This window comes from Candidatus Manganitrophus morganii, assembly GCA_021651055.1.
GTDB classification, from domain to species: domain Bacteria; phylum Nitrospirota; class Nitrospiria; order SBBL01; family Manganitrophaceae; genus Manganitrophus; species Manganitrophus morganii.
Genome location: JAJHOH010000001.1, coordinates 3,491,302 through 3,514,847 on the forward strand (window position 1 = coordinate 3,491,302; position 23,546 = coordinate 3,514,847).

Here is a 23,546-nt window from a genome sequence, read left to right on the forward strand (position 1 = left end):
CCTCTGCGTTTAAAAACTTTTCCTTTTCTACCCATTGAAGCTGGATGAGGCAGGTTCCGCCTTGTTCTTGCGGTGTAAGGACCCATACCTTGACACCGGCCGATGGAAATCTCTATGCTGATGATATGCGGTATTCTTTATTTTTTAATCCAAAATCAAAGTGGCTGGTGTTCATCATTTTGGGTTTTTCGTTTTTAACCCTCTCCCTGGCCAATGCCTGCATGGTGCCCGATTGGGCGCCCGACGCGGAAGATTGCTGCGTGCTGCCGTGCAAGACGGTCTCCTCTCCGGAGCTGGCCAAAACTTATTGCAATCTCTCCGATCAGCAGCGCTCCCTTCACGCCGGCCCTCAGCTTCCTCCGCCGGCTATTCTTGTGGAGGACGGGCTTGTTCTGATTGCCGCGTCGATTAAGCCCCCTCCCGCTCTTTTTGCGCCTCAATGTGATTTGAATTATCCCAGGAAAGAATCTTCCCAGGATCTCTCTATTCTTCACCATGCCCTCTTGATTTAATCAAAACTTCCCAAAATAAAATCGTTCTTCGCCGTTTATCCGGTCGTTTTTGCCGTCTCCTATAAAAAAGCGTTTAACTTGAAGAATATCGAGGCATCGGATGTACGGAACGATTTTAACGATCGGAGGAAAATCAAGATCGTTTTGACATGGAGGAAAGGTGATGATGATACGGAGAAAATGGCTCTGGCTGGGGGGCGCCGTGGCAGCGGCTGCCGCCGCCCTCGCGCTGGGTATGCCGCCGCTTACGCTGTTGCTGATTGCGCTTATCCTGGGCTGTCCCCTGGCCATCTACTACTTGGGCATGACCGGCCATACCATGGGAGGAGAGTCGGCTCGCGACGGGATGCGTGAACATTCGGATCGGTCTGTTTCCAAGCCGAAGAGAGAAGACCCGGAATACAAAAGGGGGAGAGCCATGGGTGAAAAATGAAACGAACACCCGGAGCGTTTTTATCCATTTCACAGAATGATCACGGCGGCGGAGGACCGACTTCAGGAGCGCCACTTGCCGTGAAGAAGGAGGGATTGATGCAAAACGGCGGGGAGATGATGTGTCCGATGTGTCTTTCGGTTTTATTGATCGGATTGCTCTGGGTTGTCCTCTTCATCCTGCTGATCGCAGGAATGATCTGGGCAATTCGGCTGGCAAAACGGGAAGGATACTTTTCTCGGAAAGCGCGATCTACTGATCGAGCGATCGCCATTTTGAAAGAACACTATGCAAAGGGGGAGATCGATCAAAAAGAGTATGAGGAGAAAAAAAGGATTTGGCGGCATGATCTCTCATCAGAGACATCCTTTACTTTGAAAGTCAATGGAACTGCATTAAGGAAGTGGGAAGTTACCATACAAAGAGCATGAAAGTAATCAGCAAAGGAGGATAAAAATGAAACGGTTATTTCAGTTTGCGCTGTTGGTCATTCTGTTGGGGGGCATCGCGCTTGCCCCCGCTTTATCTCAAGAGCAGAACAAGAAAGGTCCCCAGTTCCCGCAAAAGAAAACCGAGAAACAGGAAATGGGCGGAATGAAAGACGGAGGCATGATGGACGATTCCATGATGTCCATGATGTCCAACCAAAACGAAATGATGGCCAAGATGCTCGACACCATGAAAGAGATGGCCCAGATGATGAAAGATCAGGCAGAAGACCCCAATGCAAAGGCAAAGGCGGATCAAATGCTGGCCCATATCGATCAAATGAAATCCCAGCATCAAATGATGATGGGAACGATGTCGGGCCGTGGCGGATCAAAATGAAATCGTCTTTCTACCCGCGTCTGACAGATTTAGATGTCGGAGATCATTATGAAACAGATAGATCGTACAACAGAGATGAGCCATTCGATGGGCTCGATGAAACAGGATGAGAAGTACTATATCGAAAACCCCGGCGCGATGATGCTGGAGCATCCGAGCATGTACCCCTGGATTCAGCCGATCATCATGCTGCTCGGCGTCTGGCTGATCTTCAGCCCGGTCACCCTCGGCTATCGGAGCACAGCCATGACCTGGAGCAACATCATCAGCGGGGCGGTCGCGATCTCGATCGCCCTCTTTGCTCTGATCTCACCCCGCCGCGCCTGGGTCTCTTATGGCAATACCTTCGTCGGTCTCTGGCTTCTGTTTGCGCCGCTGATCTTTTGGGCCCCCGATGCGGCGGCGTATGAGACCGACACCCTCATCGGCGCCTTCTTGATCCTCTTTTCCTTCATCATTCCGATGAGCATGGAGATGCCGGGGCCGGAGGTCCCTCCCGGCTGGTCGTACAATCCATCGACCTGGGCGCAGCGGGCGCCGATTATTGCGCTGGGACTCTTCGGTTTCTTCCTGGCCCGCTATATGGCCGGCTACCAGCTGGGATATCTCTCTTCCGTCTGGGATCCTTTTTTTGGAAGAGGGACGGACATCATCCTCAAATCGGAGGTCTCCCGCGCCTGGCCGATCTCGGATGCGGGCTTGGGGGCGGTGGTCTATCTGATCGAAGCGCTTTCGGGAGCGATGGGAGATGCACGCCGCTGGCGGACGATGCCCTGGATGGTCGCGATCTTCGGTTTTGCCGTCATCCCTCTAGGGGTGGTCAGCGTCGTGCTGGTGATCATGCAGCCGCTGGTCATCGGACAGTGGTGCACCCTCTGCCTGGCGGCAGCCGGGGCGATGCTGGTGATGATTGCTCTTTCGCTCGATGAGGTGGTGGCGATGATCCAGTTTCTGGCCCAAAGCCATCGCGCCGGGAAGCCTTGGTGGAAAGTCTTCTGGACCGGCGGAAATCTTCCCGATGCCAAGGAGAAGCCGGGGCCGGACCGGCAGCCTGCCTGGGAGCCGTCTGCGATGGCGTGGGGGGTGACCGCCGGCTGGAATCTGATCCTCAGTACGGCGATTGGAATCTGGCTGCTGTTCGCCCCTGCCCTATTCGGAATTGACACAAGATCGGCATCGGCCGATAGCGACCGCCTGGTCGGGGCGCTGGTGATTACCATTGCCGTGATTGCGTGGGCAGAGGTTGGTCGTCCGGCGCGATACCTGAACCTTCTTCTCGGCGCCTGGCTGGCGGCCGGAACCTGGTTTCTAAGCGGCGGGTCGACGGTGAGCCGATGGAGCGATCTTCTCTCCGGGCTCCTTCTGATAGTTCTTAGCTTGCCGGTAGGAAGAATCCGGGATGCTTACGGGAGATTCGATCACTATGTCGTCTGGCGGCCGGGGCGTAAGAAAGCCGTGCAAGAACAACGAAAGGCGGCATAGGCGTCATGGATCATTAAAATAGTGAAGAGATAGAAAAAGAGGAATAGCAATGAACAGAGAAAATAGGTCTGAAGTCGTTGTCGTCACGGGGGCATCCGCCGGCGTGGGTCGGGCGGTCGTTCGGGAATTCGCTAAGCGGAAAGCGCACATCGGCCTCATTGCGCGCGGGGATGGGCTCGAGGGGGCGCGCAAGGAGGTCGAATCAGAGGGGGGAAAGGCGTTGGTTCTGCCAACCGATGTGGCTGATTTTAATCGGATGGAAGCGGCGGCCGCCGCGGTCGAGGAGGCGTTCGGACCGATCGATATCTGGATCAACAATGCCATGGTCTCCGTCCTTTCGCCGGCCAAAGAGATGCTCTTCGAAGAATTCAAACGGGTCACCGAAGTCACTTACCTCGGTTATGTCTATGGGACGCTTGCGGCGCTCAAGCGGATGCTCCCGCGCGATCATGGGACGATCGTTCAGGTCGGCTCAGCGCTCGCCTACCGCTCGATCCCATTGCAGTCGGCCTACTGCGGCGCCAAACATGCGATCAAAGGTTTTACCGAATCGCTCCGCTCCGAATTGATTCATGATGGAAGCCGTGTCCATGTCACGATGGTGCAGCTTCCGGCATTGAACACGCCGCAATTCAGCTGGATCAGAACCCGCATGCCGAACCATCCCCAGCCGGTCCCCCCGATCTTCCAGCCGGAGGTGGCGGCGGAAGCGATTGTCTGGGCCGCGCATCACACCCGGCGGGAGGTCTATGTGGGGTGGCCGACGGTGAAAGCGATCTGGGGAGAGAAATTTATCCCAGGTCTTCTGGATCACTATCTTGCCCGGAAAGGCTATGCTTCCCAGCAAACCGATCAGCCGGTCGATCCCAATAGGCCGGATAACCTCTGGCAGCCGGTTCCGGGCGATCATGGGGCGCACGGCATCTTCGATAAAAGGGCAAAGACCCAAAGCGTGCAGGTGTGGGTGACCACGCATCGCGGGTGGGTCGCCCTTGGCGCGGCGCTCCTCGGCCTATTGATTGGCATCGCGCTTTGACCGACCGGGGCGGTCAAGAAACAATCTGCCCCCTATGATGTCGGGAAGAAATTTTTTTTCGCTTCGGTCCGGCGCTGTCGCTTCTTCCGCGCCGGACAGCGAATCGGATCGAGGACGATGAGGGACGAAGTATCCCCGCGCCTTCAGAGTCGAGAAGGAAACGGGCATTAGGAATTTTAGGAACGCACAACAGTCTTTATGGAGAGGGCGATAAATGAACCGGGAGTGGACGAGATGATGATGGACGGCATGATGATGTATTGTATGACGGCCTTAACATTGTTTGTCCTGATCGTGATGGTGACCCTCATCATCCAGACGGCGCTTCAATTCAAAATTCTCAGAGAAATTCGAAGGCTTCAACAGAAGCATACGCCCATCGGAGATGCGGGAGAAACTTCCAATAATTAAGGAAGGAGAACATGACAGCAATGGATTTAACTGTAATCGTCGCCGGATTGGGGCTGATCGTCTTCCTCCTCTGGTTTTTCTTCGGTTCCAAGCAAGGAAAAGCCGCCGCCATCCAGGCCGGTGTGCAGGAGGTGACGATCCGGGTCGAGGGAGCTTATCAGCCAAATCGGGTTGTCGTCAAAGCCGGGATGCCGGTCCGGTTGAAATTCGACCGACGCGAAGGGACCGATTGCTCAAATCGTGTTGTCCTTCCCGACTTCGGGATCTCGCTCGCCCTGCCGGCATTCGCCGCCACATCGGTTGAATTCACCCCTCAGAAGCCGGGGGAGTACCCCTTTTCCTGCGCCATGAATATGTACCGGGGGACGCTGGTCGTCGAGCCCGATGAGAAAATGAAACAGGCCGAGAGGGCAGCGTCCCCCCAACAGATCCCTTCTGAGGTGACACCGCATCCAAGCGCCGATGAGAAACCGGCCCGCGCTGAGTTTTTGATCCGGGGGATGCGCAGCATCACCACGACCACTGCGATCGAGGATTTGATCGAACGGCTGCCGGGGGTGGAGCAAGCACAGGTCAATGCGGCCACAGAGCGGGTGACGATTGACTATACCCCCGGACAGGTTTCGCCCGATCAGATGGCGCGCGCGATGGCTGAGGCCGGATATCAGGCGGAACCGGTCACAGCGGGTGAAGGGAAGGCCGATCATCAGGGAGACTCCCGGGAATCGGAGGTGGCCGATATCAAACGCCGCTTTCTCGTCTCGCTGATTCTGACCATTCCGCTGCTGGTTGGCGCGATGTGGCATGAGCTCTTCCCGATGCCGGGCGGGCCGTTCGGCGCCCTGATCGCGTTGCTGGCCAATCCTTACATCCAGCTCGTTCTCTCCACGCCGGTCCTCTTCTACAGCGGCTGGGGGTTCTTCAAAGGGACCTGGTTCACCCTCAAGAACCGAACCGCCGACATGAACACGCTGATCGGGATCGGCATCGGCGCCGCCTACCTCTACAGCGTCGCCGCGACCTTCTTTGACGACTGGCTGCTTCGCCGCGGGGTCGAGGCGGGCGTTTACTACGAGACCGCTGCGGTGATCGTCACCCTGATTTTATTGGGGCGCCTGCTGGAGGCGCGCGCGAAGGCCGGCACCTCGGCCGCCATCGAGAAGCTCCTCTCGCTCCAGGCGAAGACGGCGCGGGTCCGGCGGGACGGCAAAGAGATCGATCTCCCCGTCGAGGAGGTCCGGGTCGGTGACTTCGTCATCGTCCGGCCGGGCGAAAAGATCCCGGTCGATGGGGTGATCCGGGAGGGGGAGAGCGTCATCGACGAAAGCATGGTGACCGGCGAGAGTCTCCCGGTGACCAAAGGCCCCGGCGATCTTGTGATCGGCGCGACCTTCAACAGCGCCGGCGGGTTTGTCTTTGAAGCGACGAAAGTCGGCAAGGAGACGATGCTCGCGCAGATCGTCCGGCTGGTCCAGCAGGCCCAGGGGTCGAAGGCGCCGATTCAACGGCTGGCCGATCTGGTCTCAAGCTACTTTGTCCCGGCCGTGATCATCATCGGCGTGATCACTTTTTCCGTCTGGTTCGTCTGGGGGCCGGCGCCTGCATTTGTCTTGGCGCTCCTGAACACCGTGGCGGTCCTTCTGATCGCCTGTCCCTGCGCGCTCGGGCTGGCGACGCCGACCTCGGTGATGGTGGCGACCGGCAAGGGGGCCGAGAACGGGGTTCTGATCAAGGATGCCGAGGCGCTGGAGGTGACCGGCAAGGTGACGACGGTGATTCTGGATAAGACCGGCACGTTGACCGAAGGGCGCCACGCCGTCCGGGATCTGATTCCTGCGGAAGGGGTCTCCAAAGAGGATCTGCTCCGCTGGGCCGCGGCGACGCAGCGGGGCTCGGAGCACCCCTTGGCAAAGGCGATTGTCCGCGCGGCCGAGGATCAGGGAGGGGCGATTCCGCCGCCGAAAGATTTTCGCTACTTCACCGGCAAGGGGACGGGGGCGGTCGTCGAGGGGGCCGAGCTGCTCGTCGGCAACCGCCGGCTGATGGCCGAGCGGGAGGTGAACATCACTTCGCTGGAGGATCAGGCCAGGCGGCTGGATGAGGAAGGGAAGACGGTGAACTTCATCGCCAAAGGTGGCCGCCTGATCGGGCTGATCAGCCTGGCCGATCAGGTCCGGCCGAGTTCGCGTGCGGCGGTGGCGGAATTCCATCGCCTGGGAATCGAGGTGGCGATGATCACCGGCGACAATTGGGGGGTCGGCCGCGCGATTGCGAAGGAGCTCGGCATCGACACCGTTCTGGCCGAAGTCCTGCCGGAGCATAAGGCCCAGGAAGTTAAGAAGCTTCAGCGCCAGGGGAAGATCGTCGCAATGGTGGGCGATGGGATCAACGACGCGCCGGCGCTCGCGCAAGCCGATGTCGGGATCGCGATCGGCTCGGGGACTGATGTCGCCATCGAATCGGCCGACATATCCTTGGTGAAGAATGATGTTTTTGATGTCGCCCGGGTGATTCAACTCTCGCGGGCCACGATGCGGAACATCAAACAGAATCTCTTCTTTGCGTTTATCTATAATGGTCTCGGTATCCCGATTGCGGCCGGCGTGCTCTACCCGTTCACCGGTCTTTTGCTCTCGCCGATCATCGCTTCGGCGGCGATGGCCGCCAGCTCCATTTCGGTGGTGCTCAATGCGCTGCGATTGAAGACCTTTCACATGCCCGCCCGCCCGGCCAATGAAAGGACAATGGGCATCTCTGAGCCTGAGGAACGGAAGAAGGCGGCTTAAAGAAAGGGTTGAATTATGCCTCCAGCGCGGTGTAGCCGGCATCGTCGAGCGCTTTCTTGAGCTGCGGCTCTTTCACTTTTGCCGGCTCATACCGAACGACGACATGTTTTTGTGCGACCTTCGGCTTGACTTCGCGTACACCGGAGATCGGCCTCAATCTTTCGCTGATCGTCTGAGCGCACCCTTCACAGACCATCTTCGGAATCAAAAACTCCACTTCGGCAAGTTGAACGTTCTCTTCCGCCTCCGCTTCATGCGCAAGCGGAATTCGGCGGATCCAAAGGGTGTTGAGCAAGATGGCGAAGATGCTCAGGATCATGAAGCCGATCGCATAGAGCGGGGTGATGAGGCCGAGGGCGGCCAGGAGCATTCCGATGATATTGAAGAGGACCGCCACGACGACATTTCCGGTCATCGTGCGATAGGCCGCGTTGCCCAACGTCAGCGCATTCGCCACATCTTCCAGCCGGTCGCTCACCAGGATCACCCCCGCCGATTCAATCGCCACGTCGGTTCCGGCGGCAATCGCGATTCCGACATCGGCCTGGGCCAGCGCCGGGGCGTCATTGATCCCATCCCCCACCATTGCCACCTTTCTTCCCTCTTTTTGAAGCGATTCGATCGCGGAGACTTTTTCAGGAGGAAGGAGTTCCGCCCGGACCTCATCGATGCCGAGCTGTCCCGCGATCGCCTCTGCCACCGGCTGGGCGTCGCCGGTGAGCATCACGGTCCGGATGCCCTGCTCCTTTAACCGCTCGATCGCCCGCGTCGCCCCCCTTCTCGGGGTGTCTTGAAGCGCAATCATCCCGGCAAGACTCCCATCGCGGGCAAAGAGGACCACCGTCTTTCCCTGAGCGGAGAGCTGTCTTAACCGAAGATGCCCCCCTTCCAGAAGCGCGACCCCTCGTTCTTCGAGGAAAGAGGGCTTCCCTGCGAGAATCTCGACCCCCTCCACCTTTGCTGAAACCCCCTTCCCGGGAAAGGCTCTGAAGTCTTTCACTGCGACCGGTTTCGCCCCTTCTTTCTCGGCATAAAAGTGAATCGCCTGTCCGATCGGATGTTCGGAGGGTCCTTCTACCGCCGAGGCAAGTCTTAAGAGATCGGCTTCGTCCACGCCCAGAGGAACCACATCGGTGACCGTCGGGCGTCCGTAGGTTAAGGTGCCTGTCTTATCGAAGACCACCGTGTCGGTGATCGAAAGTTCATGAAAGACTTCGCTGGCTTTTACGAGAAGTCCGATGGAGATTCCTTTGCCGCCGGCGATGGCAGCGAGCATCGGGGTGGTAATCCCCAAGGCACAGGGATAGCCCATGATCACCGTCGTCAGGAGAACGAGGACGGAAGCAACCCCGTTTCCGGTGGCGAGCAACCACCCTGCAAAGGCAATTCCTGCGACGATGAAAACCACCGGTCCGTAGTAGTTCATGAGCCGATCGGCCAGAAGCTCCAGCGGGGGCTTTCGGTCGTGAATCTGGGTCATGAGTCTGACAATCTGGTTCAGGAAGCTCTCTTCGCCGACTTTGGTGACGCCGATTTTGAGTTCACCATCGAGGTTGAGCGTCCCCCCGATGACGTCGCTTCCAGCGGTCTTCGCGGAAGGGACCGACTCTCCGGTGAAGCTCGATTCATCGACACTGGCGGACCCTTCAATTACTTTTCCATCGAGCGGAATCCGCTCGCCCGGCCGGACGATCGTCACCTCTCCGGCTTCGACTTCATTCGTGAGTACTTCGACGGGGCGCTCCCCACGCAACACCCGCGCTCTCGTTGGTTGAAGGGAGAGGAGTTTTCGAACCGCTTCGGCCGCTTTTCGCCGGGTGTCGAGTTTGAAGTAGCCGAAAAAGAGGTGCAGCGCCATCAACCACGATGCCACAGGGAGGAAGTTCGGCCAGCGTGGATCGAAGAGGGACGCGACGCCCACGATGAAAGAGCCCCAGGCGCCGGCCGAAAGGAGCACGTTGGCGTTAATCACCCGCTGACGAATCGCCAAAAGGGTCTTCCTCAGAATCGGCTGACCGACCCAGAAAAGGATAAAGGCGGCAATCGCCAGGCTGAAATAAGCCCTTATGTTTTGGGGAAGCCTAAAGAGATTTAAAGGATCCACGAGCATGCCGATAATTGCCAAGATCATTCCGAGCGTGCTTCTCCCTTTAATCAACTTGAAGAGGGCTTGATCAGTGGCGTATTGTTGCGTCTCCGTGGAGGAAACGCTGTATCCCAGCTTTTCGACGGCCGCCGCGAGATCCGCTTTGCTGATTTGCGACGTATCGGCCTCCACGAGGACAATCCCGTGAACAAGATTGACCACGACCTTCTTTACGCCTGAATGGCGCTTCAGCGCTTTCTCCACGCTCATGGTGCAAAAGGAGCACATGAGCCCTGATACCTTCAGTTGTACCGTTTCTGTTGCCATGCCAAAATCCTCCTCGTCAGAAAAGCGACGAAATCGGCTCCGAGGGACGTGGCGATCTTCGATAGCCGACTCTTGAATAAGATCAATCTTCGTTCATTGCTTCCAAGATGGGGCATTCTCTGGTTGGACCGCGCCCGCTGCAAGCGTTGGTTACTTTGACAAGGGCCTGTTTCATTTTTCTCAAGTCGGCGATCTTTACCTCGATGTCGTAAATTTTGGCTTCGGCCCGTTGTTTGACATCACTGCAGGTCGTATGCCGATCGACTCGCAAAGAGAGGAGTTCCAAAATCTCCTTGAGAGAGAACCCAAGCTCCTGGGCGCGCTTGATAAACTGAATGCGCGCCACGGCGTCTTCAGCGTACTGCCGGTAGCCCGACTCCCGTCGGGGAGGCTCCAGGATCAGCCCGCGTCTTTCATAATAACGGACCGTTTCAATTTTGACCCCCGCTCTCTTCGCCAACTGCCCGATGGTCAGCCCCTTCATCTCTCACCTCCGTCCCTACTATAAACCCTGCACCTGGGTGTAGAGTCAAGCCCTTTATTTCTCCATTCGCATCAGGATTCATTTTAAATTTTAGTTGTAAAATATCTACCCATATCGATATATTAAAAATAAGCTGGCTCTATATGACAAAGGGAGAAAGAGATGCGGCAGTTTGATCTGGTTATCTTGGGCGGCGGTTCCGGCGCCTTTGCCGCGGCGATCAAGGCGCGGGAGTTGGATAAGTCTGTCGCGCTCATTGAAGGCGATCGATTGGGCGGCACCTGCATCAACCGCGGCTGTGTTCCTTCAAAAAATCTTCTGAAAGCGGGTGAGGACTTCTACTACCACCGGGGCGCTCATTTCCCCGGCATTCGTCATGGAGAGGGCAGATTCAATTTTGAGGAAGTGATGGCGCAGAAGCGCCAGGTCATCCAGAGAGAACAGAAGAGCAAATATGCCGATGTTATTTCCCATCTCGGCATCACTTACATTCCTGATATGGGGCGATTTGTGTCAGACCAAGTAGTGGAGGTCAATGGCGAACGGGTCGCCGGCAGGAAATTTATTGTTGCCACCGGGGCCAAGCCTGCGATTCCGCCGATTCCGGGGATCGAAGCGGTTGATGTCTTGACGAGCACGACGGCACTCGAACTCGAATCGCCTCCCGAATCGATGGTCATTCTGGGGGGCGGCTATGTCGGATTGGAGTTTGCCCAGATGTATCACCGCTTCGGCTCGCGTGTCATTCTTCTGGAGATGAAGCCCCGCATCCTGGCGGAGCAGGAAGAGTCGATTTCCGAGCGGCTCACCGAGTACCTGAAAGAAGAGGGGATCGGCATCGTCACCGGAGCAACTGTGACCCGGGTGCAAGGCCGTGGCAGGATGAAGATCATCACCGCAGAGATCGATGGGAAAGAGAGAACCTTTGAAGGGGAAGCGCTGCTGGTCGGCGTCGGGATCTCCCCCAATAGCAGAGAGATCGGATTGGAGAGAGCGGGTGTGGAGGTCACTAAAAAAGGGTATATCCAGGTCAATGAAGAGATGCGGACGGCGAACGAGAACATCTATGCGGTCGGTGATGTGGCCTCAAAAATCGCATTGGAAACGGTGGCGGCCTCGCAAGGAAGCATGGCCGCGGAGAATGCGCTCACCGGAAGCCATCACACATTTGATTATCTCTCCGTCCCGAGCGCGGTCTTCACCCGTCCGGAGGTCGCCTCCGTCGGCCTCACAGAGAGGAAAGCGGAGGAGATGGGCGTCGCCTGTTCCTGCCGGGGATTGGAGTTTAAGGTGATCCCCAAGGCCAATCTGATCCATGAAACCAAAGGCTACATTAAAATGGTGATCGAGGCGAAGAGCGAGCGGGTGATCGGAGTGCATCTTCTCGCATCGGGGGCAGCCGACTTGATTCACGCCGCCGTGATGGCGGTGAAGTTCAAGCATACGATTAAAGAGATTCGCTCTACCCTTTTTGTCTTTCCGACCCTGTCGGAGTCGATCAAGCTGGTGGCCCAATCGTTCACAAAAGATGTGGCCAATCTTTCGTGCTGCATTGAATAGGATATGAGGAGGATTCATGATCCAGGATGAACTGCTTTCTGCCCAAGTCGGCCTCTTCTCGGCCTTGGCCGATCCGACGCGGCTTCAGATCTTAGAGTTGCTTCACCAGAAAGGGCCGATGCATGTGACGAAAATCTACGAGGCGCTCGGCAAACCGCAGAATCTCGTCTCCCACCATCTCAATTGTTTGAGAACCTGTGGATTGGCCGAAATGGAGAAACAGGGCCGGATGGCGATCTACCGGGTGGCAAATCCTGAGATCGATCGAATCCTCGATTGGGCGCATAAGCAGGTCATCGTGCAGGCGGAGCGGATCTTATCTTGCAGCTTGGTGGGAAAGAAAGGACACACTGGAAAACGATCCGGAAAAAAATATGGCAAAAAGTGAAGTTTTTCTCAAGTTGTATTCGCTACGAAGGATTTAAAATCGGTCTTTCTCTTTGTTCTGGCTCTTTTCCCCTTTCTCATCAAAAAAGGAGAGGTCAGGTTTCCCCTGCGGTGTTAAAGCCAGCTCGGCGCGGCGCGCGCCGCTTTTGTCATAGAGCTTGAAGCCTGGAACCCCGTCCGGCTGTAGACCGAGCCCCGCGCGCAATTTGCCATTCCGGTCGGAGAGGATCAGCGCCGAGCCTCTGTTCCCGTCGACTCCAAGCCCGATTCGCACTTTATCATTCGGATCGTAAAGACCCAAACTTGGATTTCCATCCAGCAAAATGAGATTCAGGCGGCGCTCACTCTTCTGATCATAAAAGGCTAGACCCGGGCTTCCTTTGTGATCCAATCCCAGGCCGGCCCGCAATGTCCCATCTCGATCATTGAAAGCCATCCCTGGACTGCCGTCTTCCATCAGGCTCAAGCCGGCGCGGGGCCTGCCATTCTGATCTGCAAGATTAAGCACAGGACTTCCATCCGCGAGTAGACCGACCGCAAGGCGGGGTCTTCCGGCTTGATCGATAAAGTGCAGCCCCACGCTCCCGTCCGGCTGTACGGAAAGGGTCGCGCGGACCTTTCGATCCTGATCAATGAGGCGAATCTCTTCTGTCAGAATGATTTTCGAAGAACCGGACTCTTTTCTCTCGGATTCAGCGCTCTTCTGGGCGGAGGCGAATGCGCTGGTTAAAAACCAGATGAATATTCCGCTGACCAGTCCAACACAGAAAACCGACGCCAGCAATGTCGCATATTGTTTTTTATTCATCCTCTTTCCCCCATCGCGATGCGCTTTAAGCGAGCCAACCTGCCTGCCTCTTATCTTTACTTCAAGACTTCCTGCTCGATCACCGGCCTCTGTTCAATCTCTCTCATGAGGCCCGATTTCCTCCAAAGAATATAGATGACCGGAAGGACCAAAAGCTCCAGAATTGTGGCGCTGGCCATGCCGCCGACCATCGGCGCTGCAATCCGCTTCATGACATCCGCGCCGGTCCCGGTGCTCCAGAGGATCGGGGCCAGGCCGGCCATGGTGGTTGAAACGGTCATCAGCTTCGGTCGGACCCGCTGCACCGCCCCTTCCATCACCGCCGCGTAAAGATCGGAGAGGGTGGCCATCTTCCCTTCCTCCCTTCTTCGATAAAAGGCCTCGTCCAGGTAGAGGATCATGACGATGCCCGTTTCTGCATCGACACCCGCGAGCGCAATGATCCCGACCCAGACGGCGATGCTCATGTTATATCCGAGCAGATAAAGGATCCAGGTCGCGCCGATGAGCGAAAAAGGGATCGCCAGGAAGATAATCAGGGTTTCCGGGACCGACTTAAAGTGGAGGTAGAGGAGCAAAAAGACGATGAGAAGGGTCAACGGGACGACATACATTAACTGCGCTTTGGCGCGCTCCAAATACTCGTACTGTCCGGCCCAGAGAAGCGCATACCCCGCCGGCATCTTGACCTCCTCCGCAACCACTTTTTTCGCTTCTTGAACAAAACCGCCAAGGTCTCTCCCGGCCACATCGACAAAGACCGTGCCGGAGAGCATTCCGTTTTCATTTTTGATCATCGGCGGCCCTTCCGTATACCCGATCTCGGCCAATTGGGCCAGCGGAATCTGCGCGCCGGTCGGGGCGGCGACCAAGACCCGCTTGAGCTTCTCCAAATCATCCCGGTATTCTCTGGAATAGCGGACATTGATCGGATAGCGCTCGCGGCCTGCGATCACCTGTGAGATATTTTTGCCGCCGACGGCCGACTCGATCACCTCTTCGATCTCCCCCACAGTGAGCCCGTATCGAGCGGCCTCTTGGCGATTGATTTTAAAGTCAAGGTAATAACCGCCGGTGACCCGTTCGAAGAAAGCGGAGCGCGTTCCGGGGACTGCTTGTATCACCCCTTCGATCTGGCGGCCGATTTTTTCGATCTCTTCCAGGTTTGCTCCGAGGATCTTGATCCCGACGCTGCTTCGGACGCCGGTCGCCAGCATTTCGGTTCTCGTCTGGATCGGCATCCACCAGATGTTCGGCATCCCCGGAAACCGGAGTTTCTTGTCCATTTCGGCGATCAGCTTATCCCAGGTCATCCCGGGCCGCCACTGATCTTTCGGTTTTAGGGTGATGGTGGTCTCGGTCATCGAAAGGGGGGCGGGGTCGGTCGGGGTCTGCGCCTGGCCGATCTTGCCGAAGACCCGCGCCACCTCCGGAATTTCTTTGAGCATTTGATCTTGAAGTTTCAAGATCCGCGTCGCTTCGGTGATCGAGATACCGGGCAGGGTGGTCGGCATGTAGAGGATCGTCCCTTCATTTAAAGGGGGCATAAATTCCGACCCCAGCTTGAAAAAGACCGGGACGGTCGAGAGAAGGAGCAATACCGTCAGCGCCAGCATCATCTTCGGCCACCGGAGAACCCATCGAAGGATCGGATCATAAATTGCGATCAGAAACCGACTGATCGGATTTTGCGCCTCCGACCGGATCTTTCCTCGAATAAACAGCACCATGAGAACCGGCGTGAGGGTGATAGCCAGGAAGGCAGAGAAGAACATCGCCAGCGTCTTGGTGTAGGCGAGCGGCTGAAAGAGCCTTCCCTCCTGCCCCTGCAAGACGAAGATCGGCAGAAAGCCGACTGAGATGATCAGCAGGGCAAAGAAAAGGGCCGGCCCGACCTCTTTGGCGGCGTTGATGATGACCTCCGTTCGGCTTCCGACTTTCCCTCCCTCTTCCCATTTCTCCAGCTTCTTATGGGCATTCTCCACCATCACAATCGAAGAGTCGACCATCGCCCCGATCGCAATCGCGATCCCGCCGAGCGACATGATATTCGACGTGATCCCGAGGTAATACATCAAAATAAAAGAGATCAGGATCGCCACCGGCAGGGTAACGATCGCGACAAAGGCGCTCGGAAGATGGAAGAGGAAGACCGCGGTGACCACACTCACCACAATCGCCAGCTTGATCAATTCTTCCTTCAAGGTATCAATCGAGGCGTGGATCAGCTCCGAGCGGTCATACACCGGGACAATTTTCACACCCTCCGGCAGGGAAGGCGTGATCTCCTTGAGCTTCGCCTTTACATTCTCGATCACCTCCAGGGCGTTTGAGCCATAGCGCATCACGACGATCCCGCCGACCACCTCTCCTTTTCCATCCAATTCGACCACCCCTCTGCGGATGTCGGGGCCGAAGCTTACGCGCGCCACGTCGGCCACGCGAACGGGGGTGCCTTGCTGATTGATCCCAAGCACCACGCTTCTGAGGTCGTCGAGGGACTGAATATATCCCCGGCCGCGGACCATATATTCCAGGCCGGCCTGTTCGATCACCCGCCCCCCCACATCGTTGTTGCTCATCCGGATTTTTTCGGTCACCTCGCGAAGGGGGATGTTGTAGGCCAGGAGTTTATTCGGGTCGATGTTCACCTGATATTGCTTCACAAACCCGCCGATCGAAGCGACCTCGGCGACGCCGGGGACCGCCTGGAGCCAGTAGCGAAGGGTCCAGTCCTGAAAAGAGCGAAGCTCCGCAAGGTCATGCCGGCCCGTCTCATCCACCAGCGCATATTCATAGACCCAGCCGACGCCGGTGGCGTCAGGGCCCAACCGCGGCGTGATCCCTTCCGGCAGCTTGTCGGAGACCCCCTGCATATACTCCAGCACCCGGCTTCGCGCCCAGTACATGTCGGTGTCGTCCTCGAAAATGACATAGACGAAGGAGAAGCCGAGCATCGACTGCCCCCGGACATTCTTCACCTTGGGCGCGGCGATCATCGAGGTCACAATCGGATAGGTGATCTGATCTTCAACCAGATCCGGGCTTCGGCCGGGCCACTCGGTATAGATGATCACCTGGACATCGGAGAGGTCGGGAATGGCATCCAATGGGACCTTCCGCATCGCCCAGATTCCCCAGGCCGAGAGGAAGAAGATCATCAAAAAGATGAGGAATTTGTTTTTTGCGCTGTATTCAATGATTTTTGCAAGCATGGTGACTCCTGTCGGTAAATCGGCTTTCCGGAGGGGTCTGGGGATCATCCGCACGACCCCTCCGGCCCCATCACATCCCAGGCATTCCCTCCATTCCTTCCATCTCGCCTCCGCCGGCCTCCAGGGTGAATTTTTCCTGGACCTCCGGCTTTCCGGGCGGGGTCACGATCGCGGTCACCTCCCACGTCCCGGCCATGCCGAACTTGGCTTTACCTTCATATTGGCCGTTCTTAAAGGAGGCCGGCGCTTTGACCGCCTTCATCCCCGGCATCGGCATGGTGTAAGAAAAGATGACCTTGGCGTTCTCAATCGATTTTCCGGAGGCATCGACCACTTTCAACCGAAGGAGGTTCTCCCCGTCTTTCGGAGGGGCCGGTTCCGTCGACAGGGTCAGGGTGAGACCGCCGGCCTTCCTGGTTTGGGGTCCTGTGGGAGCTTTCTCCCCCTTCATTCCTTCCATCCCTTTCATGTCCATTTCACCCATCTGGGCCTGCTCCATCTTGATGCCGGCCATCCCGAGCGCCCCCATCATATTGGCGGAGGACATCAATTTGCTTTCGGCATCGATCAGGAAATTGGCCGAGGTGACAATCCGCTCTCCCGCCGTGAGCCCTTCTAAAACCAGATAGTCGCCGTCAAGGCGGCGCGCCTTGATCTCGCGGGGCGCATACATCTCCATCCCTTTATCGACAAAGACGATCTGGCGCAGACCGGAATCGAGGATCGCCGACTCGGGAATCACGAGTCCCTTCCCCACAGGAGACTTCAACATCACCTGGGCAAACATTTCCGGTTTCAACTTAAAACCGGGGTTCGGCAGTTCCAGCCGGACACGAACCGTTCGGGTTTGGGGGTTTAAAAAGGGATCGATAAAGGTGACCTTTCCTTTAAATGTCTCTCCAGGATAGGCGTCGACCATGATATCGGCCTCCTGCCCTATCTTGATGTAGGAGAGCTCGTATTCATAGACATCGGCAAAGACCCAAACCGTCGAGATGTCGGCAATTTCGTAAAGGGTCATCCCAGGGGTCACGCGCATCCCCTTGGTTCCCTCCCTTTTGGTCACGACACCGTTGATCGGCGCATAGATGGTCATATAGGTCTGGGGTTTTCCTCGCTTCTCAAGCTCCTGAATCTGTTTTTCGGTAATCTCCCATAAAAGGAGCCTTTCTCGGGCCGAAGAGACCAAAGTCTCTCCGGTCTCCCGGACATCGGCGATCGGGCTTGCGGCAAATTTCTCCTGACTCCTGATGGCCAGCAGATACTCCTGCTGTGTGGAGAGCAAATCAGGGGAGTAGAGTGTGAAGAGCGGCTCTCCCTTTTTCACCTCCTGACCGGTGAAGTTGACAAAGAGGTCCTGGATCCAGCCATCGATCCTGAGATTGATATGGGCGAGCTTCCGCTCATCGTAAGCCACCCTGCCGACAGTCCGAATGACCTTCTCCGCCTCTTTCTCCTGGACCTGGGCGATTTTGACCCCGATCAACTGCTTTTTTTGAGGGGTCAGCATCGCCATCGCCTGGCCGGTCTCATTGGTTCCCATGTTCATCCCTTCCATTCCTTCCATGGCATCCAGTGTCCCACCCTGCTCCTGCATCGCCTGCTCTGTGACATCCAGTGATCCACCCTGTTCAGTGACCCCCATTGCTTGATTGTGGGTCATGCGCAAGGTGAAGAAAGCCCCAACCACGATCATGACGAGCAAGAAAGCGATCTTCGCTGTTATCCCAATTTTTTGTAACTTTTTCATGTGGATATCCTCCTTTATCATTTTTATTAAAACGCGCTTCCAACCACCTCTTCCAGCTCGGCCAGGTTTTTGTTCACATCCGTCAGGAACCGAAAATAAGTGAGCTCGATTTCCCGTAGAGTTTGCTGCGCCTCAACCAGCGTTAAGAAATCATTCTTTCTCGTCTGATATCCGACGGTCGCCGCCTCCAGCGATTGCTCGGCCAGCGGTAGAATGCCGTCTTCATAGAGTTTGACCAGCCGCCTGTTTGTCTGAAACCGGACAAAAAGATCTTTGACCCGAAACTGCGTTTCATTGATCGCCGCTTGATAGGCGGACTGGGCACGCATTCGCTCCGCCTCGTTTTCCCGAACCCGGGCCTCATACTTTTTCTTATTGAACCAGGGGAGATTGATTCGAATCGTCGCCATCCATCGGTTGGGGCCGTCGTGGACATCCCAATAAGCAATCTCTGTCATAAAATCCGGAAAGAGGTCCCGTTTGGCCAGCTTCACCGCCTCGGCGCCGCGCCGAATCGCCAGGGCCTGCATTCGATTTTCGGGCCGCTCCTCCTCCGCTGCCTTTTGCAGCGTCTCCAATGGAAGCTCGAAGAATGGAACCGTGGGTGTCTGTGGCACGCCGAGCGGAGATTGGGCGGGGCGATTCAAGAGGGCGTTGAGGCGTGCCATGGCGGTCTCCCGCTCTTGCTCCAAGGTAATCAACGCATTCGAGAGATCAAGCAACTCCACCTGGGCGCGGATCACATCCTGTTGACCGACTTCTCCAACAGCAAATTTCTCCCGGGCGATTTGAGAGAATCGTCGGGCCAGCTCCACCTGCTCATGATGAATCTCTAAAGCCTTATGCGCGAAAAAGAGATCATAATAGGCCTGCTGGGCCTGGGCAATGATTCTTTTCTCCACGCCATGAAAATCTTCACGAGCCATCGCGCTTTCCAGCTTCGCGAACCTGCCTCGAAGCTCCCTTTTCCCAAAAAAGGGGACGTTTTGAGAGACGATATACCAGGTTTCATTCGGATCAAAGACATTAAAGTTCGATGGAATCGACCACTGCATCAGGCCGACCTGGGGATCGTCGAAGGCGCGGGCCTGTGGAATTCGCTCTTCCGCCGCGTCCACCTGTCTCCTTGCGGCTGAAATTTCCGGGTTCCTTTCGGCAACTTGTTGAAGAACCTCCTCCAAGCTCAGCGTTTCAAAAGATTCCTCTTTGGCGCCAAAAGCGCCGATCGGCGCCCCAACCGTGCCAATGAGAAAAATGAAGGACAAGAGAAGTCGTTTCATCGTAGACCACTCCAGCTTATTTAAATATGAGTTGAGTAAATGTAGAGGTGAGCAATCACCGCTCTGATTTTCAGACGAGCAGGCGATTACTTACGATTCGTTTTTGTAGGGGATTGATTTAAAGCAGAAGGGTACGGTGGAGGATAAAGAGATCCTCTTGGGGCTGTTGTATGGAATGATCCAATTCAAATCGGGATAAGAAAACGGGAGGAGGGGCTTTGAGCGAGTGGGCGATCAGGGCAAGCCCATCTTCCACAAGAACTGCCGGCGCGGGGAGTTGGGGCCCGGAGTGCAGCGAGCGCTGTTGATTAGATAGATCGCAGTAACTCTTGGCCAGCTCCGGTGAAGAAACCGTTTTGCATGGTAAGACGCAGCAGTCATCGGCCTTCGGCGCCCAATCCGGAATCATGCAAGCGCTGGCCAATGAGAGGGTCAGAAAGGAGAACCCGAGGATAACGAGAATCAACAACTTTATTTTTCTACTCGAAAACATAAACTCTCCCAATGTCTACAAGAGAATACAGATTCGATTGGTTTATGTCAAGGGATTGATGACCATCACCTTGTCCAGAGCGGGGATCGATAGAAGATCAATCCACATCGGGTATATAAAGGATCAATAGGTAGGCGGAATGGAAGTCAAGCATACGATTTTAATTGTTGATGACGAAAGGGGTTCTCGGGAATCACTCAAGATGATCCTCACACCGCATTACCGCATCGAGGATGGCGGAAGAGGGTCTGCAGGCCCTGCAAATCATCCAAAAAAGAAAATCGATGCGGTGCGCTTGATCTGAGAATGCCGGGAATGGATGGACTGGCTGTCCTGCGGGCAATCAAACCGATGATTCCCAAATTGAGGTCTTGATCATGACTGGATATGGGACGATCAAAAACGCGATTGAGTTGGTTCGGCTCGGTGCGTGCGGTTATCTGACGAAGCCATTTAACATTTCTGAATTCACCAATGAGATTGTCCAGGCGATCCAGAAGAAAGGAAAAGTAGATCGGCTCAATCGGCAGTTCACATAGAGGATGCTTCACCTTGCTGCTGTCCTCTCCTATTGCAGTTTCTCATAGTTTTTCTGGAGGATTTCTTTCCCCCCGGAAACTACGAATCGAGTCTCCCTGGTTTTTGATTGAACTGAAGAGGAGGGACAATTCTCCCTTCAGTTAAGAATCCTTAGCGTTTTCTTTTGACTTTCGGTGGCCGACTCGCTAAAATTCCGTACTGTTTTACCAATCTCTTTCAGGTGGGTTGTATGAATAAAACAGATCTTATCGATGTGATTGCGAAAGCCCATGCGGGCAGTGGTCTCACCCGAAAGGCCGTCGTGGCGATTGTGGATGATACCTTTGCGGCGATCACGAAAGGGGTGAAGAAGGCGGGTCGGTTCTCCTTTCCGGGCTTCGGAACCTTTACCGTGAAGGCCCGTGCCGCGCGCAAAGGCAGAAATCCTCAGACCGGGCAGCCGATCAAAATCAAGGCAAGCAAATCGGTGAAGTTTAAAGCCGCGCCGTCACTCAAGAAAGGATTATAAGCCGGGGGGACAACTATGCCGTCGGTATTGAAAAGAGCCACCAGAAGCGATAAAAAGATTGATCGAGGACCGGTCGTAGAAAGAAGCATCACCGAACGCGAGAAGGAGGTGTTGCGGCTTGCTGCGCTCGGTTACAAGAATAAGGAAATCGCCAAAGAGCTGGGTGTTAAGGTAAAGACGGTGGAAACCCACCGCTTCAACATCATGAACAAGCTTGCCTTTCGAAATATCTCGGAAATGATCCGCTACGCAATCGCAAAGGGAATCGCACCCATTGAAGACGAATGAGGGGACCGATCCATTTGGCATCAAAATGAATCGGCTGGTTTGACTCCGTATTCGTGCGCGATCTCGCGGGTGGCTGTGTATTCCTGGGTAAGTCTCTCTCGCTCGGCGAGCAAGGACTGAAGTACGGGGTCTTTCCTTTCAGCGATCTCTTCATAGGCTTTCTGATAATAATTGGCAGCGGTTCGAGCGGAAAGGGTTTCGTTTCGAAGAGAGATGGCCTTATAGACCAGAAGAAAAATGACAACTATCTGGACCACGATTAATCCGACAAAAACTTGTTGTTTTGAAGAAGCCATAAGTTACCTCACCTCATTCGAATTCCAAAAAGCGACGGTCGTTTTTTTCTTGTGCAGTTATCGAACCGATTTCAGAAAAAATTTTGAGGAAAGCTTCCATATCCATTTCCGCCTGCTTCTTCATCCTGGGGTCGAGTTGGCCATATCGAACCATCCAACCGATTCCCTCTAAATAGATCAATGCCTGCTGATAGTAACGGTCTATCGACCCGCCTGTCCTCCCGTAATTCTCCCTGACTGCCATGATGAGTTGGTAAGCGCGCTGCTCGAAAAAGAGCAGAAGGGTTTCATCCGCGTTGAGCGGACGGTCTTTCTCATCCCTTATTGGCTCGTGTACGTGGTCAGTGAGCACACATTAATCCTTGAATTTGAAACGCAGAGAATCTGTTCTGGAATAAAAATCGAAGGTATTCTACTGTTCCGATTTATGATATGCAATTAAAAAGATCGATCTGCTGCAACAAGTTGTTCCCCTTCCGGTTTTAGAAAATCTTATAACATGCCTTCTGGAATCGATCATTGTGTCGCGGAACTGCGACAGTGGGTGTCGCACTTTGGATACTATTTGGATCTTTGGATACGGCTGAATGGTATTGATTATGACGCCATATCCTGATTAGAAATTCCCCGCCAAGTCTTTCGTAATGAAATAAAACATAAACAGATTCATATGCTTACTCTCATATACACGCCTTAACTGAGAGTCCGGAAGTTCTTTCGCCCTGACCGGTACGGTCATTGCTAATAGTCATAAGGAGGGATATTCCAGGGGAGGGCATTCAGATGATCAAGTTAATAATGTTTCGGTGGGTTTTGGTGATCGCGGCCGCACTTTCTTTTTCTGATCAGGCGATGGCTTCGGGGTTTGCCATCTACGATCATGGCGCAAAGGAACAGGCTCAGGGAAACGCGGTGGTGGCTACGGTCGACACCCCCGCCGCTGTGTTCTATAATCCAAGTCGGCTGGAGGTACTCGACGGGACGCATGCGGAGATCGGCGCCTCGGCCGGGCGATCGGTTCTCCGATTTGACAGCGACCTGAGTGGAGAGAACATCGAACTGTCATCGACACCGCTGGTTCCCTACGCCTTCTATTCCCAGCAGATCAGCAACAAGATCAGTCTGGGAGCGGGTCTATATTCCTCCATGGGCAATCGGATCGACTATCCGAGGAGTTGGGAAGGTCGTTTCCTGGTGACTTCCTCGGAATTTAAACAGATCAATTTCGCTGTTTCAGCCGGCGCAAGGATTTCCGATCAGACCTCAGTCGGTTTAAGCATAGGGGTGGCGCGCTCCACGATTGAGCTGGGGAATCAGATCGACCTGGCCCCTTTCACCTTCCCGGGCGAAGGGTCCGCTCGCCTGACCGCGGACGGATATGGGGCGTACGGTATCTTGGGTGTTCATCATGTTTTCGGGCCCAGATTCGGCATCGGGGCGGTCTATACCACGCCGATGAAAATCTCATATGACGGTCAGGCGACCTACTCCGTGCCCGCTCCGCTGAGCCCACTGTTCCCGAACGGGGGTGTGGACACAAGCTTGAAGGTTCCACAGTCCGCCGTGGTCGGCGCAGCCTGGCGGTTTAATCCTGACTGGGTCGCGGAGGTGGACGTCCAGTGGGTCGATTGGAATGAATTGGAAGAACAGAAAATCGAATTCGAGCGAACGACCGCAGTGGTCCGGGACACGTCGATTCCGTATCGTCTGAAAAGTACATGGACCTATCGTGTCGGTACTTTGTACCGGATCAGCGACACTTCCCAATTGTGGGCGGGGTACGCCTTCGACCCGAGCGCGTCCAGAGATGAAGGAATGAGCCCGATCCTGCCGGATGTGGATAACCATATCTTCACGGTCGGTTATGGATATAAAAAGGGAAGCTGGAATCTCGACGGCTTTTTAGCATATAACTATGGTGCGCCGCGCAAGGTCAACAATTCCTTGCCGCGAATGCCGGAACACCGGGGAACATACCAATCCCAGACCATCGGAGGCGGAGTTTCAGTCACCTATTCATTCTGACGTTGCCTTCG

The 23,546-nt window shown here is 55.4% G+C and carries 23 protein-coding genes and 1 pseudogene; 13 read left to right on the forward strand and 11 right to left on the reverse strand.

Annotation, left to right across the window (positions count from 1 at the left end):
* The first annotated feature begins 167 nt into the window (after positions 1–167).
* The 8 genes from MCM46_15990 (at position 168) to cadA (MCM46_16025) (ending at position 7,488) form a co-directional block, all read left to right on the forward strand.
* Entirely contained in the window at positions 168–512 is a 345-nt protein-coding gene (locus MCM46_15990; GenBank protein ID MCG3113316.1) for a hypothetical protein, read from the forward strand.
* A gap of 163 nt (positions 513–675) precedes the next feature.
* Positions 676–945, forward strand: a complete 270-nt coding sequence (locus tag MCM46_15995) for a hypothetical protein (GenBank protein ID MCG3113317.1) — start codon at positions 676–678, stop codon at positions 943–945.
* Positions 942–1,376, forward strand: coding sequence for a hypothetical protein (locus tag MCM46_16000; GenBank protein MCG3113318.1), 435 nt, complete (start codon positions 942–944; stop codon positions 1,374–1,376). The genes MCM46_15995 and MCM46_16000 overlap by 4 nt, the downstream gene beginning before the upstream one ends.
* Before the next feature lie 25 nt (positions 1,377–1,401).
* Positions 1,402–1,773, forward strand: coding sequence for a hypothetical protein (locus tag MCM46_16005; GenBank protein ID MCG3113319.1), 372 nt, complete (start codon positions 1,402–1,404; stop codon positions 1,771–1,773).
* Positions 1,774–1,821: 48 nt separating this feature from the next.
* Positions 1,822–3,255, forward strand: coding sequence for an SPW repeat protein (locus tag MCM46_16010; GenBank protein MCG3113320.1), 1,434 nt, complete (start codon positions 1,822–1,824; stop codon positions 3,253–3,255).
* A 49-nt stretch (positions 3,256–3,304) separates the two neighbouring features.
* Positions 3,305–4,291, forward strand: a complete 987-nt coding sequence (locus tag MCM46_16015; GenBank protein MCG3113321.1) for an SDR family oxidoreductase — start codon at positions 3,305–3,307, stop codon at positions 4,289–4,291.
* Between the two features lie 234 nt (positions 4,292–4,525).
* A complete protein-coding gene (locus MCM46_16020) occupies positions 4,526–4,702 on the forward strand; it encodes a hypothetical protein (GenBank protein ID MCG3113322.1) in 177 nt (58 codons plus the stop codon).
* Positions 4,703–4,722: 20 nt separating this feature from the next.
* Positions 4,723–7,488, forward strand: coding sequence for a cadmium-translocating P-type ATPase (cadA, locus tag MCM46_16025; GenBank protein ID MCG3113323.1), 2,766 nt, complete (start codon positions 4,723–4,725; stop codon positions 7,486–7,488).
* Positions 7,489–7,501: 13 nt separating this feature from the next.
* Here cadA (MCM46_16025) and cadA (MCM46_16030) read toward each other — a convergent pair whose 3' ends face one another.
* The 3 genes and pseudogenes from cadA (MCM46_16030) to MCM46_16040 all read right to left on the reverse strand — a co-directional run bounded on the left by cadA (MCM46_16030) (position 7,502) and on the right by MCM46_16040 (position 10,385).
* Positions 7,502–9,901, reverse strand: a complete 2,400-nt coding sequence (cadA, locus tag MCM46_16030; protein MCG3113324.1) for a cadmium-translocating P-type ATPase — start codon at positions 9,899–9,901, stop codon at positions 7,502–7,504.
* An 82-nt stretch (positions 9,902–9,983) separates the two neighbouring features.
* Positions 9,984–10,187, reverse strand: a complete 204-nt coding sequence (locus MCM46_16035) for a MerR family DNA-binding protein (GenBank protein ID MCG3113325.1) — start codon at positions 10,185–10,187, stop codon at positions 9,984–9,986.
* A pseudogene (locus MCM46_16040) lies at positions 10,188–10,385 on the reverse strand (MerR family transcriptional regulator).
* A gap of 162 nt (positions 10,386–10,547) precedes the next feature.
* On the opposite strand from MCM46_16040, the gene merA reads away from it, so the two are divergent.
* Complete coding sequence (gene merA / locus MCM46_16045; protein ID MCG3113326.1) at positions 10,548–11,945, forward strand: mercury(II) reductase; 1,398 nt, start codon at positions 10,548–10,550, stop codon at positions 11,943–11,945.
* 16 nt (positions 11,946–11,961) lie between these two features.
* Positions 11,962–12,333 carry a metalloregulator ArsR/SmtB family transcription factor gene (locus MCM46_16050; protein ID MCG3113327.1) on the forward strand — a complete coding sequence of 124 codons (372 nt, stop codon included), beginning with the start codon at positions 11,962–11,964 and terminating at the stop codon, positions 12,331–12,333.
* Between the two features lie 33 nt (positions 12,334–12,366).
* Here the strand turns inward: MCM46_16050 and MCM46_16055 are convergent, their stop codons facing one another.
* From MCM46_16055 to MCM46_16080, 6 genes are all read right to left on the reverse strand, one after another.
* Positions 12,367–13,140, reverse strand: coding sequence for a hypothetical protein (locus MCM46_16055; protein MCG3113328.1), 774 nt, complete (start codon positions 13,138–13,140; stop codon positions 12,367–12,369).
* Positions 13,141–13,196: 56 nt separating this feature from the next.
* Positions 13,197–16,355, reverse strand: coding sequence for a CusA/CzcA family heavy metal efflux RND transporter (locus tag MCM46_16060; GenBank protein ID MCG3113329.1), 3,159 nt, complete (start codon positions 16,353–16,355; stop codon positions 13,197–13,199).
* A 70-nt stretch (positions 16,356–16,425) separates the two neighbouring features.
* The gene (locus tag MCM46_16065) at positions 16,426–18,105 is read right to left on the reverse strand and encodes an efflux RND transporter periplasmic adaptor subunit (protein ID MCG3113330.1); all 1,680 of its coding nucleotides are present in this window, start codon (positions 18,103–18,105) and stop codon (positions 16,426–16,428) included.
* Positions 18,106–18,131: 26 nt separating this feature from the next.
* Positions 18,132–19,385, reverse strand: coding sequence for a TolC family protein (locus tag MCM46_16070; GenBank protein ID MCG3113331.1), 1,254 nt, complete (start codon positions 19,383–19,385; stop codon positions 18,132–18,134).
* A 118-nt stretch (positions 19,386–19,503) separates the two neighbouring features.
* A complete protein-coding gene (locus tag MCM46_16075) occupies positions 19,504–19,878 on the reverse strand; it encodes a hypothetical protein (protein ID MCG3113332.1) in 375 nt (124 codons plus the stop codon).
* Between the two features lie 209 nt (positions 19,879–20,087).
* Positions 20,088–20,429: a hypothetical protein gene (locus tag MCM46_16080; GenBank protein ID MCG3113333.1), complete on the reverse strand. Its 342-nt coding sequence runs from the start codon at positions 20,427–20,429 to the stop codon at positions 20,088–20,090.
* A gap of 218 nt (positions 20,430–20,647) precedes the next feature.
* Here MCM46_16080 and MCM46_16085 point away from each other — a divergent pair, with 218 nt between their 5' ends.
* Positions 20,648–20,926 carry an HU family DNA-binding protein gene (locus MCM46_16085; GenBank protein MCG3113334.1) on the forward strand — a complete coding sequence of 93 codons (279 nt, stop codon included), beginning with the start codon at positions 20,648–20,650 and terminating at the stop codon, positions 20,924–20,926.
* A 15-nt stretch (positions 20,927–20,941) separates the two neighbouring features.
* A complete protein-coding gene (locus tag MCM46_16090) occupies positions 20,942–21,214 on the forward strand; it encodes a LuxR C-terminal-related transcriptional regulator (GenBank protein MCG3113335.1) in 273 nt (90 codons plus the stop codon).
* A gap of 20 nt (positions 21,215–21,234) precedes the next feature.
* Here the strand turns inward: MCM46_16090 and MCM46_16095 are convergent, their stop codons facing one another.
* Together MCM46_16095 and MCM46_16100 are read right to left on the reverse strand one after the other, a co-directional pair.
* Positions 21,235–21,510, reverse strand: a complete 276-nt coding sequence (locus MCM46_16095) for a hypothetical protein (protein MCG3113336.1) — start codon at positions 21,508–21,510, stop codon at positions 21,235–21,237.
* 13 nt (positions 21,511–21,523) lie between these two features.
* Positions 21,524–21,862 carry a hypothetical protein gene (locus MCM46_16100; GenBank protein MCG3113337.1) on the reverse strand — a complete coding sequence of 113 codons (339 nt, stop codon included), beginning with the start codon at positions 21,860–21,862 and terminating at the stop codon, positions 21,524–21,526.
* A 431-nt stretch (positions 21,863–22,293) separates the two neighbouring features.
* On the opposite strand from MCM46_16100, the gene MCM46_16105 reads away from it, so the two are divergent.
* Positions 22,294–23,535, forward strand: coding sequence for a TonB-dependent receptor (locus MCM46_16105; protein MCG3113338.1), 1,242 nt, complete (start codon positions 22,294–22,296; stop codon positions 23,533–23,535).
* Positions 23,536–23,546: the final 11 nt, after the last annotated feature.

Coding starts and splice junctions, on each gene's coding strand:
- MCM46_15995 (MCG3113317.1), top strand. CDS start 676: ATGATGATACGGAGAAAATGGCTCTGGCTGGGGGGCGCCGTGGCAGCG.
- MCM46_16000 (MCG3113318.1), top strand. CDS start 942: ATGAAACGAACACCCGGAGCGTTTTTATCCATTTCACAGAATGATCAC.
- MCM46_16005 (MCG3113319.1), top strand. CDS start 1,402: ATGAAACGGTTATTTCAGTTTGCGCTGTTGGTCATTCTGTTGGGGGGC.
- MCM46_16010 (MCG3113320.1), top strand. CDS start 1,822: ATGAAACAGATAGATCGTACAACAGAGATGAGCCATTCGATGGGCTCG.
- MCM46_16015 (MCG3113321.1), top strand. CDS start 3,305: ATGAACAGAGAAAATAGGTCTGAAGTCGTTGTCGTCACGGGGGCATCC.
- MCM46_16020 (MCG3113322.1), top strand. CDS start 4,526: ATGATGATGGACGGCATGATGATGTATTGTATGACGGCCTTAACATTG.
- cadA (MCG3113323.1), top strand. CDS start 4,723: ATGGATTTAACTGTAATCGTCGCCGGATTGGGGCTGATCGTCTTCCTC.
- cadA (MCG3113324.1), bottom strand. CDS start 9,901: ATGGCAACAGAAACGGTACAACTGAAGGTATCAGGGCTCATGTGCTCC.
- merA (MCG3113326.1), top strand. CDS start 10,548: ATGCGGCAGTTTGATCTGGTTATCTTGGGCGGCGGTTCCGGCGCCTTT.
- MCM46_16050 (MCG3113327.1), top strand. CDS start 11,962: ATGATCCAGGATGAACTGCTTTCTGCCCAAGTCGGCCTCTTCTCGGCC.
- MCM46_16055 (MCG3113328.1), bottom strand. CDS start 13,140: ATGAATAAAAAACAATATGCGACATTGCTGGCGTCGGTTTTCTGTGTT.
- MCM46_16060 (MCG3113329.1), bottom strand. CDS start 16,355: ATGCTTGCAAAAATCATTGAATACAGCGCAAAAAACAAATTCCTCATC.
- MCM46_16065 (MCG3113330.1), bottom strand. CDS start 18,105: ATGAAAAAGTTACAAAAAATTGGGATAACAGCGAAGATCGCTTTCTTG.
- MCM46_16070 (MCG3113331.1), bottom strand. CDS start 19,385: ATGAAACGACTTCTCTTGTCCTTCATTTTTCTCATTGGCACGGTTGGG.
- MCM46_16075 (MCG3113332.1), bottom strand. CDS start 19,878: ATGTTTTCGAGTAGAAAAATAAAGTTGTTGATTCTCGTTATCCTCGGG.
- MCM46_16085 (MCG3113334.1), top strand. CDS start 20,648: ATGAATAAAACAGATCTTATCGATGTGATTGCGAAAGCCCATGCGGGC.
- MCM46_16090 (MCG3113335.1), top strand. CDS start 20,942: ATGCCGTCGGTATTGAAAAGAGCCACCAGAAGCGATAAAAAGATTGAT.
- MCM46_16095 (MCG3113336.1), bottom strand. CDS start 21,510: ATGGCTTCTTCAAAACAACAAGTTTTTGTCGGATTAATCGTGGTCCAG.
- MCM46_16105 (MCG3113338.1), top strand. CDS start 22,294: ATGATCAAGTTAATAATGTTTCGGTGGGTTTTGGTGATCGCGGCCGCA.